At 68.3% G+C, this 10,536-nt stretch carries 11 protein-coding genes; 3 read left to right on the top strand and 8 right to left on the bottom strand.

Annotation, left to right across the window (positions count from 1 at the left end):
• The 3 genes from Q7T84_RS06400 to Q7T84_RS06410 all read right to left on the bottom strand — a co-directional run.
• On the bottom strand, positions 1–1,184 hold a 1,184-nt coding region (locus Q7T84_RS06400; RefSeq protein WP_304806920.1), incomplete at its 3' end, for a DEAD/DEAH box helicase family protein.
• A 104-nt stretch (positions 1,185–1,288) separates the two neighbouring features.
• Positions 1,289–1,696, bottom strand: coding sequence for a hypothetical protein (locus Q7T84_RS06405; RefSeq protein WP_304806921.1), 408 nt, complete (start codon positions 1,694–1,696; stop codon positions 1,289–1,291).
• Between the two features lie 105 nt (positions 1,697–1,801).
• On the bottom strand, positions 1,802–1,984 hold the full coding sequence (locus tag Q7T84_RS06410) for a hypothetical protein (RefSeq protein WP_304806922.1): 183 nt from the start codon (positions 1,982–1,984) through the stop codon (positions 1,802–1,804).
• Between the two features lie 289 nt (positions 1,985–2,273).
• On the opposite strand from Q7T84_RS06410, the gene Q7T84_RS06415 reads away from it, so the two are divergent.
• Complete coding sequence (locus Q7T84_RS06415) at positions 2,274–3,383, top strand: cell wall hydrolase (RefSeq protein ID WP_304806923.1); 1,110 nt, start codon at positions 2,274–2,276, stop codon at positions 3,381–3,383.
• 90 nt (positions 3,384–3,473) lie between these two features.
• Entirely contained in the window at positions 3,474–4,040 is a 567-nt protein-coding gene (locus tag Q7T84_RS06420; RefSeq protein WP_304806924.1) for a DUF1003 domain-containing protein, read from the top strand.
• Positions 4,041–4,044: 4 nt separating this feature from the next.
• Here the strand turns inward: Q7T84_RS06420 and Q7T84_RS06425 are convergent, their stop codons facing one another.
• Positions 4,045–4,983: a GlxA family transcriptional regulator gene (locus Q7T84_RS06425; protein ID WP_304806926.1), complete on the bottom strand. Its 939-nt coding sequence runs from the start codon at positions 4,981–4,983 to the stop codon at positions 4,045–4,047.
• Between the two features lie 83 nt (positions 4,984–5,066).
• On the opposite strand from Q7T84_RS06425, the gene Q7T84_RS06430 reads away from it, so the two are divergent.
• Entirely contained in the window at positions 5,067–5,753 is a 687-nt protein-coding gene (locus Q7T84_RS06430) for a DJ-1/PfpI family protein (RefSeq protein WP_304806927.1), read from the top strand.
• A gap of 4 nt (positions 5,754–5,757) precedes the next feature.
• Here the strand turns inward: Q7T84_RS06430 and Q7T84_RS06435 are convergent, their stop codons facing one another.
• The 4 genes from Q7T84_RS06435 to nadA form a co-directional block, all read right to left on the bottom strand.
• On the bottom strand, positions 5,758–7,461 hold the full coding sequence (locus Q7T84_RS06435) for an ATP-binding protein (RefSeq protein ID WP_304806928.1): 1,704 nt from the start codon (positions 7,459–7,461) through the stop codon (positions 5,758–5,760).
• Between the two features lie 117 nt (positions 7,462–7,578).
• On the bottom strand, positions 7,579–8,424 hold the full coding sequence (nadC, locus tag Q7T84_RS06440) for a carboxylating nicotinate-nucleotide diphosphorylase (RefSeq protein WP_304806929.1): 846 nt from the start codon (positions 8,422–8,424) through the stop codon (positions 7,579–7,581).
• On the bottom strand, positions 8,421–9,947 hold the full coding sequence (locus tag Q7T84_RS06445) for an L-aspartate oxidase (protein ID WP_304806931.1): 1,527 nt from the start codon (positions 9,945–9,947) through the stop codon (positions 8,421–8,423). Before Q7T84_RS06445 ends, nadC begins: the two co-directional genes overlap by 4 nt.
• Positions 9,938–10,536: quinolinate synthase NadA (nadA, locus tag Q7T84_RS06450; RefSeq protein WP_304806930.1), on the bottom strand; the 599-nt coding region annotated here is incomplete at its 5' end. The genes nadA and Q7T84_RS06445, both read right to left, overlap by 10 nt.

Below are 10,536 nucleotides of genomic sequence, written 5' to 3' on the forward strand. Positions count from 1 at the left end.
TACATGGCGCCGATCTGGGGCACCGTCTGGTGGCTCTCGTCGATGAACAGCAGGGCGTTCTCGGGGATGTACTCGAAGAAGGTCGGCGGCGGCTCGCCGGTGCGGCGGCCCGACAGGTAGCGGGAATAGTTCTCGATGCCGGCGCAGGAGCCGGTGGCCTGGATCATCTCCAGGTCGAAGGTGGTCCGTTGCTCCAGCCGCTGGGCCTCCAGCAGCTTGCCGTTGGCGATCATCCAGTCCAGCCGTTCCTTCAACTCGTCGCGGATCTGGATCACCGCCTGGTTCAGGGTCGGGCGCGGCGTGACGTGGTGGCTGTTGGCGTAAATCTTGATCCCTTCGAGGTCGGCGGTCTTCTTGCCGGTCAGGGGATCGAATTCGGTGATGGTCTCCACCTCGTCGCCGAACAGCGAGATGCGCCAGGCGCGGTCCTCGTAGTGGGCGGGGAAGATCTCGATGGTGTCGCCGCGGCGGCGGAAGGTACCGCGCTCGAAGGCGGCGTCGTTGCGCTTGTATTGCAGGGCCACCAGGTCGGCCATGAGCTGCTTCTCGTCCAGGCGCTGGCCCGGTTCGAGGGTGAAGGTCATGGCGGTGTAGGTTTCGACCGAGCCGATGCCGTAGATGCAGGACACCGAGGCCACGACGATCACGTCGTCGCGCTCCAGGATCGCGCGGGTGGCCGAGTGGCGCATCCGGTCGATCTGCTCGTTAATCGATGAGTCCTTCTCGATGTAGGTGTCGGTCCGCGGCACATAGGCCTCGGGCTGGTAGTAGTCGTAATACGAGACGAAGAACTCCACGGCGTTGTCCGGGAAGAAGCTCTTCATCTCCGAATAGAGCTGGGCGGCGAGCGTCTTGTTCGGCGCCAGGATCAGCGCCGGGCGCTGGGTCTGCTCAATGACCTTGGCCATGGTGAAGGTCTTGCCCGAGCCGGTCACGCCGAGCAGAACCTGGTCCTGTTCGCGTCCTTCCAACCCTTCGACCAACTCGGCGATCGCGCGCGGCTGGTCGCCGGCCGGCTCGTAGTCGCTGACCAGGGTGAAGCGTTTGCCGCCCTCCGACTTGGCCGGCCGATCCGGGCGGTGGGGCTTCCACAGCATCGGCATGGCGGATTCGTCGTAGTCGAAGCTCGCCGACATGTCGGCGACGCCGGGGGGTGTCGGCGTGGTCTCGGGAGAACGGGGCATGAACGCCAAAGTAGGGTGGATCATGGGCGAACGCTAGTCCGCCGAAGTGTCAGGACGTGTCAGCAGCGTGCGTGAGCGGCTTTAGTCCGCTGGGGAGCGAAGCCCTAGCGTTCGTTCTTCAGGGCGCGGCGTTCCAGGGCCTGACACTTGGCGGGCGTCACCTGCGGCCAGGGGCCGGGATCAGCGCCGATGCGGCGATAGGCTTCCTGTTGGGTGATCCGCTCGTGCACCGACAGCTTTTCAGCGGCTCTATCGGCGAAGCCGCGGCCAGAGCGCATGGCGGCGTCGAACTGGGCGCGCGCGTCCGGGTCATCGCGCCGGCCCACGGTCTGGCGCGAGCCGTTCAGCGAGACATTGGCGCCTTGCTGGCCCCAGTCGGATGGAAAGGCCGGAGTGGCGCGAAGGTAGCGCTGCATGGCGCATGCTTGCTCCACGCGCCAGGCGGGAGCCGCGGCGGCGGCCTGCGGAATAGCTGTTCCCGCCAGGGTGATGAGCGCGACGACCTTCAGCATGGGTGTCAGTCTGGCATCAGAAATTGGGCGCAGCTATGGCGCCGTCGGGGAACCCTTTTGGAGAATTTAGCTCGGCCCTCCCAGGACGGGAGGGCCGTAGCCGACTTATTTGTCGGCGGCCTTGCTGACGACCGTGCCGACGCCTGCGCCGACGACCGCGCCGACCGGTCCGCCAAGGACCGCCCCGGTCGCGGCGCCCGTCGCCGCCCGCTGTTCGACATTGTGGCCGCAGGCCGAGAGGGTGACGGCAAGGCCGGCTAGGACGATGAGGCTAAGGGTCTTGCGCATGTGGATTCCTTGAGTTCCGAAAGCTTCGCAGTGGGAACGGCGAGCCCATGGTGAAGTTCCGCCTGGCCCTCCCTGCGGTTAACAGAAACTGAAAAAAGCTGGGCTGCGACCGATTGTCGGCTTGCCACCCCTGGTGTGGATCGTCATAACCCCCTCAACTTCGCCGTAACCTGCCACTCCACGTGTATCTGGACAGGTTCATAGTCGCGACGCCGCCAGCATGAGCAGGGGCGCACGTGACGACGATGTCGGGGGGCGCAACCGCCCTCGCCACACGGGACAACTCTCTTTGACATTCGACATTAAGGCTCACGCCGCTTGGCGTGCGCCGACATGCGCCGTTTTGATCGGCTCCGGCATTGGGCTTGCGCTGGGCGCAGCCTACATGGTTGGCGGCATGTCGCGCGCCGCGACCGACCACGCTCGGGTTTCGCGCCTGGCCAATGCGGCCGCCGGCGCCTATTCCGACACTGTTCTTGAACGCGAGGCCGCCGCCCTGGATCCAGGGGTTCTACGGGTCGCCCGCCGTCATGACTCCTTCGTCTCCAGCGGTTCGCTCGAACGTGACCGCCAGAACGCCGTCCTGACGACGCGGTTGGAAAACACCCAACGGCCGAGCGTCAGCCGGATTCCGTTGCGAGGCGGCTTTGACGTCAGTCTGCCAGCCGCCGCGCCTTTCCATCTGAGCGGCGCGCTCGAAACCTCCCGCGAACTCGAATGCCTGACGCAGGCGGTCTATTTCGAGGCGCGAGGCGAGACCCCGGCCGGCCAGGCCGCTGTCGCCCAGGTCGTGCTCAACCGCGTTCGCCATCCGGCCTTCCCGAAGACTGTCTGCGCCGTGGTGTTCCAGGGCGCGGGCAAGCGGGTCGGCTGCCAATTCAGCTTTGCTTGTGACGGCTCCATGCGCCGTGGTCGCGAGACCGCCGCCTGGAACCGCGCCCAGAAGGTCGCCTCCAAGGCGCTTTCGGGCGGGGTCATGAGCAACGTCGGCGACGCCACCCACTTCCACACCGTCAACGTCGCTCCGAACTGGGGGCCGCGTCTGGTGCGGACGGCCGAGGTCGGGCTGCATGTATTCTATCGCATGGGCCGCGACGCCGGCCGCGTCTACACGGCCAGCGCTGAGAGCCGTCGCGCGACCAATGCGGTGACATTCACTTCAGCGCCCGCTGTCTCGGCTCCGATGGAAATCACCAAAGAGCTGCGCTTAGCTTCGGCGGTGACGGGCGACAAGGCCGATGTCGTGGCCGCCGCGCCGGACATCGCGTCGGCCGAAGCTGCCGCTTCTGCGCGCAAGGCCCCCGAACCGACCCGGCCTCCGGTCGCCAAGCTCACCCCGGCCAAACTCGCACCGTCTCATGCGGTGGACGCCGAGGCCGAGGTCGTCGGAACCGACTGAGTTTCCTGAAGCCGTTTCTCTCCTACCGCCGATGGGCCATGCTTATGCGCACCCATCGGCGGTGGTCGGAAGCGACTCGGGAAGTCCAATATGAAGAACGGTGTGAACCGTAGCGACGAGCTGGCCCAGGGCCTGCTCAACTGCTCCTATGAGGGGCTCAATCCCCTGCAGAAGAGCGTCATCGATCTCATAGCGGCCGAGGCGCCCAGCGGCGCGGACCCGATCTTGTCGCGCGACGACCGCACCTTTGGACAGCGCTTGGCCGACCGAGTCGCCTCGATTGGCGGCTCCTGGGCGTTCATCATCGGTTTTGGAGTGGCCCTGGCTCTGTGGATAGGCTGGAACCAGTTTACTCGCGGCGGCCATCTGGCGTTCGATCCCTATCCCTTCATCTTCCTCAATTTGATGCTGTCGATGCTGGCCGCCATCCAGGCGCCGGTCATCATGATGAGTCAGAACCGGCAGAGCGCCCAGGATCGGCGCGCGGCCGAGCACGACTATGTGGTGAACCTGCGCGCGGAGCTGGAGATCATGCATTTGCACGACAAAATGGACGCTATGCGCAGCCTCGACCTTGCGCGGCTGATCGAGGCGCAGAACCAGACCATCGACCTGCTGCAGGCCCAAATTGCGAGGCTGGCCTCGGATCGGCCCTAGAGCGCTAAGCGCGCGCGGCTCGGCGTAGGGCCTGGGGCGGCTGGCCGAAGGCGCGCAGGAACGCCCGGCGCATGCGCTCGGGATCGCCGAAGCCGGTGAGCTCGGCCACCCGGTCGATCGGATCGGTCGAGTTCTCCACCCGCTCGCGAGCGGTCTCCAGCCTCAGACGTTCCACGGCCTTGGCCGGGGTCGTGCCGGTCTCGGCGGCGAAGGCGCGGGCGAAGTGGCGCGGGCTCATCGCCGCCTTGTCGGCGAGTTTCTCGACGCTGAGCGGCTCGGCCAGCCGCTCACGCATCCAATCGAGCAGGGCGGCGAACCGGCCGCCGCGTCCGCCCATCTCGACCAGGGCGGAGAACTGCGACTGCCCGCCGGGCCGGCGGTAATAGACCACCAATTGCCGGGCGACGGCGCGGGCTATGTCCTCACCAAGGTCGTCGGCGATCAGGGCAAGGGCCAGGTCGATGCCGGCGGTGATGCCCGCCGAGGTCCAGATGTCGCCGTCGCGCACGAAGATCCGGTCGGGCTCGACCCGCACCTTGCGATAGCGGCGGGCGAGGTCGGCGCAGCGGTCCCAGTGGGTGGTGGCCCTGCGCCCATCCAGCAGACCGGCCCGGGCCAGGAGGAAGGCTCCCGAGCAAACGCTCGTGGTGCGCCGCGCATTGGCCGACGCCGTGCCGATCCACTCGGCCGTCCGCGCGCACAGCACCGCCATGCGCGATCCATCGCCCCCGGCGATCATCAGGGTGTCGAGGGGCGTGTCGGTCAGCGGCTCGGCGATCATCAGGGCGCGTGACGAGGAGGCGACCGGACCCGGCTCGCGCGCCACCACCTTGATCTCATAGGCCCCCGGCACGTAGCGGGCGGCGATCTCGAAGGCGGCGATAGGGCCGGCTGCGTCGAGGATTTGGAAGTCCGGGAAGATCAGGACGCCGAGGGTGCGCATGTGGCTGAATCCGAGGGAAGAATGTCATTCCTGCCGCAGGCTAGGCCGCGCACTGTGGCCTCGTCAAATCCCTGGAGGTCGTCATGTCCCAGTTTCAGATCGTCATTCCGCTCTATCCCGACGTCACCCATCTCGACTTCACCGGTCCGCATCAGGTGTTGGCGCGCCTGCCGAACACCAAGGTCACGGTCGCCTCGATGGGCGGTGTCGATGTGACGGCCGACGGCCTGACCTTCGCCAATCTCGCCGACATGTCGAAGATCGAGCACTGCGACATGCTGTGTGTGCCGGGCGGGTTCGGCACGACCGACGCCATGCTGGATGAGGCGTTCATGGCGCAGATCCGGCGGTTGGGCGGCGGCGCGAAGTACCTCACCAGCGTCTGTACCGGATCGCTGATCCTGGCCGCGGCGGGCTTCCTGCGCGGTAAGCGGGCCGCCTGCCACTGGGCCTGGCGCGACCTGCTGGTCCCGTTCGGCGCCATCGTCGACGAGAGCCGGGTGGCGCGCGACGGCGACATCATCACCGGCGGCGGTGTGACGGCGGGGCTGGATTTCGCCTTCGTGGTCGCCGCCGAGTTGGCGGGCGAGACCTTCGCCCAGTCCATCCAGCTTGGCTTGGAGTACGCGCCCGCGCCGCCCTTCGCCTCCGGGCGGCCGGAACTGGCGTCCCCTAAGGTGCTGGCCGCTGTGAAGGCGGGGTTGGCCCCGGGCGCGGCGGCGCGTTTGGCCGCGGCCGAGCAAGCCGCGGCGCGGCTGCCGCCGGCCTAGACAGCTAGGTGGCCAAGCCCAGGATGCGGACCAGGGCCGCGGGTTCGATCGGCTTGCTAAGATAGTCGTTGAAGCCGAGCGGCAGCAGGCGTTCGCGCTCGCCGGCCATAGCGTCGGCGGTCAGGGCGACGACGGGGATCGTCTCCTCACCGCTAGCCCGAATGGCTTCCAGGGTCTCAATGCCGCTCATGCCGGGCATGTGGATGTCCATGAACACCACGTCGAAGTCGCCGGTCTCCAGGGCTTGCAGGCCGTCCTGCCCGCTGCCGACGGCCACGACGCTCAGGCCCAAGGCTTCCAGCAAGGCGCGCGCGACCTCCTGGTTGGTGCGGTTGTCGTCGACCACCAGGGCGCGGGCCGGGATCGCCCGGGGCTGGGGCTGAGGAGCGGCCGATGGGGCCGGCTGGAAGCTCGCCGCTGGCAAGGGCAGGGCTAGGGTGAAACTTGATCCCTCGCTCAGTCGGCTTTCGAGGGTGATGTCGCCGCCCATCAGGCGCGCGAGGTTGCGCGAGATCGCTAGGCCAAGACCCGTGCCGCCAAAGCGCCGGGCGATGCTGGTGTCGGCCTGGGTGAACCCCTGGAAGAGCCGCGCCTGGGTGGCGGGCTCGATCCCCGGGCCGGTGTCGGCGACGGTGAAGGCGATCTCGTCTCCGCGCCCCGTGGGGGCGACGGTCAATCGGACACTGCCCTTGGCGGTGAACTTCAGCGCGTTGGACAGCAGGTTCTGGAGGATCTGGCGAAGGCGGGCGTCGTCTCCCGTCACCCAGGCCGGAACTCCGGACGAAATTTCGCAGGTTAGGGCCAGGCGCTTTTCAAGCGCGGCCGGACCCCAGAGCTCGATCGACCGCCCGACGGCGTGGCGCAGGTCGAAGGGGCGATTTTCAATGTCGAACCGGCCGGCCTCGATCTTCGCCAAGTCGAGGATGTCGTTGAGAATGGTCATCAGTCCGCCGCCGGAGCGCAGCAGGGTGGCGACATGCTCGGCCTGGCGAACGTTCAGGTCCGTGCGCTCCAGGGCGTGAGCCATGCCGAGCACGCCGTTCATCGGTGTGCGCAGTTCGTGGCTCATCATCGCCAGGAAGGCCGACTTGGCCTGGTTCGCCCCATGGGCGGCTTGGGTCTGGGCTTCCAGTTCGAAGCGCGCGGTCGCCAGTTCGCGCGCGGCGAGCACGCTTCGCTCAGCCGATAGCGCCGCGTAGCCGACGAAGACCACGGCGCCCAGGGCGGCGGCGAGCTGCGTGGCGCCTTCGAAGGCCGGAAAGAACAGTGTCGCGACCAGCACGGCTATCGCGCTTGGCGCGCCGAACACCAGCACCGCCAGCGGCGAGCGGAACGCGTGGCTGATCGCGTTGGCGAGCAATGCCGACCAGGTCAGGAAGGCAAGGAACTCCGCGCCGGGGATCGCCGAGCGCCAATAGGCGAATGCGAGCCCGACCCAGACGAAATTTACGGCCAGGGCCGAGCCGAGATAGGAGAGGCGGCGCAGGACGCTTGGTGTTTCGTGCTTTTGGCCGGAGGTGGCGAGCCAAGTCCAGATCTCGGCCATGGCGAAAGCCAAGACCCAGATCGTCGCGGTTCTTGGGCCAAGTAAGGCGCCGACCAGCATGGCGTTGAGGGCGCCGACAACCCAGCGCGACGGCGCCATCTTTCGGGCTGACCGCGCTACGCCGTCAAAGCCTTCATCCCACGCAAAAACCGATAACTTCATTACGCCGCCCGACCGATCGGGCCGTAATGTCGGTGGGATTGCGCAAGATAGATTTAACGCCCCCGGCCCAAGCCTGACTTTGTGGGAGGCCTGGTCGGGCGGCTTTCCTGTTTTGGGTTAGACCGCGTCCAGTCCGATATCGAGCACCGGGGCCGAGTGGGTGAGCGCGCCGACGCTGATCACGCCCACGCCGGTTTCGGCGATGCCGCGCACGGTTTGCAGACTGACGCCGCCAGAGGCCTCGAGCGTCACCTTGCCGCCCGCCAGTCGGACGGCCGTGGCTAGGTCTTCCAGGCTGAAATTGTCCAGCATGATCACGTCGGGGGCGAGTGGCAGGGCTTCGTCGAACTGCGCCAGGCTGTCGACCTCGACCTCGATCTTCATGAGGTGGCCAGCTGCGGCGCGGGCGCGTTTCAGGGCTTCAGCGACCCCGCCGCACGCCGCGACATGGTTGTCCTTGATCAGGATCGCGTCATCCAGGCCAAAGCGGTGGTTCAGGCCGCCGCCGCACCGCACGGCGTATTTTTCCAGATGGCGCAGGCCGGGCGTCGTCTTGCGGGTGTCGGCGATCCGCGCCTTCGTCCCGCTGACGGCGGTCGTGTAGGTGTGGGTCAGGGTGGCGACGCCCGAGAGACGGCCCAGCAGGTTTAGCGCGGTGCGCTCGGCCGAGAGCAGGGCGCGGGCGTTGGCCTCGACCTTGGCCAGCACATCACCCGGCTGGACCAGATCGCCGTCTGAAACGCATTCCTCGAAGCGCGCGCCGGGATCGAGCGCCAACACCGCCAATCGCGCGCAGGCCAGGCCCGCCACGACGCCAGATTGGCGCACGGCGAACACCGCCGAGAGGCGAGCGTCGGCGGCGATGCAGGCCTGGGCGGTCACGTCGCCGGCTCGGCCCAGGTCTTCGGCCAGGGCGGCCATGACGACGGGCGCGATCAGGATGTCGGGGATGGGAGCGATCATTCGGCGGCCAAGCGTGGAGGGCTGGAGGCGGGCAGGGTGATGAAGGTCCGCGCGGGGGCCAGATCGGGAACGCCGTCGGCGCGGAAGTGGGCGCCGAGGCTGGCGGGCCGCGCCAGGGCCGCCTGCGCGGTGAGGCGGGCGGCGACCAGGGGCGCGGCGCGCCCGTAGGCGGCTTCCATCGCGTCGATCTCGGCGATCAAACGACTGAGGCCGTCGGCGTCACGAACCACGCCGGCGTCGCGGCTCATGGCGATACGCAGCTGCGCCAAGGCCTCCGGCGGCAGGTCCGGCGCCGGCGTGGCGCGCAGCGGCCGGCTCTTGGGATCAACGACTTCGCGAGCCGCGTAGCCGGCGCGGGCGCCGAACACGGCGGCCTCCAGCAGCGAGTTGGACGCCAGACGGTTGGCGCCATGCACGCCGGTCGAGGCGCATTCCCCCGCGGCAAACAGGTTGGCCAACGAAGTCTGACCGTTCGCGTCGGTGACGATCCCGCCCATGTGATAGTGGCAGGCCGGCGCGACCGGGATCGGCTGGACCCTTGGATCGATGCCGCCCGACAGGCAGGCGGCGAACACGGCGGGGAACTCGTCGGGGAAGTGCGCGCCCACGGCGGCGCGGGCGTCCAGGAAAGCGCCGCGCCCAGCTTCACGCTCGGCATGGATGGCGCGAGCCACCACGTCACGGGGCGCGAGTTCGGCGTCGGGGTGATAGCGGGCCATGAAGGCCTCGCCGTCGCCGTCGATCAGCTTGGCGCCTTCGCCGCGCAGGGCCTCGGTGGCCAAGGGGGCCGGATCGCGGCCGATGTCGATCGCGGTCGGGTGGAACGGGACGAACTCGGGGTCGGCGATGGTCGCGCCAGCCATGGCGGCCAGGGCCAGGCCCTCGCCCTTCAGTTCGGGTGGGGTGGTGGTGACGGCGTAGAGGCCGCCGATCCCGCCGGTGGCCAGGATGGTGGCCGCCGCGGTTATCTCGATCAGTCGCCCGTCTTCCTCGGCCAGCACGCCGCGCACGCGGCCCTCGGCGTCCTGCAGCAGGCCGCGCAGCCGTGCGCCGGAGCGGATCTGGACGTGCGGCGCCGAGAGTGCGGTTCGGACCACCGCGTCCATGATGGCGCGGCCGGCCTGGTCGCCCTTCACCCGAGCCACCCGCGAGCGCGAGTGGGCGGCTTCGAGGCTGGTGGCGAACTGGCCTTGATCGTCGCGGTCGAACGGTGCGCCCAGCAGGGCGAGCCGGCGCACCGCGTCCGGACCTTCTTGCGCCAGGATGGCGGCCATGGCGGCATCGACCAGTCCCGCGCCGGCCGCGACGGTGTCGGCGGCGTGGAGGGCTGGGGCGTCGTCGTCCGACAGCGCCGCGGCCATGCCGCCCTGGGCCCAGGCGGAGGAGCAGCCCTGGTTCACCAGCGCGCCGGTCAGGACCAGGGCCTTGCGCGGGGCGACCGCGAGCGCCGCCGACAGGCCAGCAAGGCCCGCGCCGACGATCAGCACGCCATCGTGCTTGATGCGTTCCACCGCTAGATCAATTCCACATCGACGTGATGGCGAGCCTTCACGAGATCGTAGCGGGCCGGGACCAGGGGCGGCGGCAGATCGATCATCCGTTGCACGGCCAAGCGCGCGCGGTCGGCGATCGCCGGATCGACGGTGACCTCGTAGCGGTTGTGGAGCAGGGCCTCGTAGATGTTCTGCAGGCTGATACGCTTCATGTGCGGGCACAGGTTGCAGGGGCGCAGGAACTCGGTGTCGGGCGCGTCGGCGGCGACGTTGTCGGCCATCGAGCACTCAGTGATCAGCACCACCTGCTTGGGCTTACGCTGCAGCACATAGTCGTTCATCGCGGCGGTGGAGCCGGCGAAGTCGGAAACCTCCAACACCTCGGCCGGGCACTCGGGGTGTGCCAGAACCTCGGCGTTCGGATAGGCGGCCCGCACTTCCAGGATGTCGGCCGCGGTGAAGCGCTCATGCACCTCGCAGCGCCCCTGCCAGGCGATGATCTTGATGTCGGTCTGGCGCGCGACATTGCGGGCCAGGAACTCGTCAGGGATCAGGATGACGCGGTCGACACCCCATTCCTTGGCGACATGCTCGACCACCTGCACGGCGTTGGCGCTGG

Source organism: Phenylobacterium sp. (genome assembly GCF_030654915.1).
Lineage (GTDB): Bacteria > Pseudomonadota > Alphaproteobacteria > Caulobacterales > Caulobacteraceae > Phenylobacterium.

Coding starts and splice junctions, on each gene's coding strand:
- Q7T84_RS06405 (WP_304806921.1), bottom strand. CDS start 1,696: ATGCTGAAGGTCGTCGCGCTCATCACCCTGGCGGGAACAGCTATTCCG.
- Q7T84_RS06410 (WP_304806922.1), bottom strand. CDS start 1,984: ATGCGCAAGACCCTTAGCCTCATCGTCCTAGCCGGCCTTGCCGTCACC.
- Q7T84_RS06420 (WP_304806924.1), top strand. CDS start 3,474: ATGAAGAACGGTGTGAACCGTAGCGACGAGCTGGCCCAGGGCCTGCTC.
- Q7T84_RS06425 (WP_304806926.1), bottom strand. CDS start 4,983: ATGCGCACCCTCGGCGTCCTGATCTTCCCGGACTTCCAAATCCTCGAC.
- Q7T84_RS06430 (WP_304806927.1), top strand. CDS start 5,067: ATGTCCCAGTTTCAGATCGTCATTCCGCTCTATCCCGACGTCACCCAT.
- Q7T84_RS06435 (WP_304806928.1), bottom strand. CDS start 7,461: ATGAAGTTATCGGTTTTTGCGTGGGATGAAGGCTTTGACGGCGTAGCG.
- nadC (WP_304806929.1), bottom strand. CDS start 8,424: ATGATCGCTCCCATCCCCGACATCCTGATCGCGCCCGTCGTCATGGCC.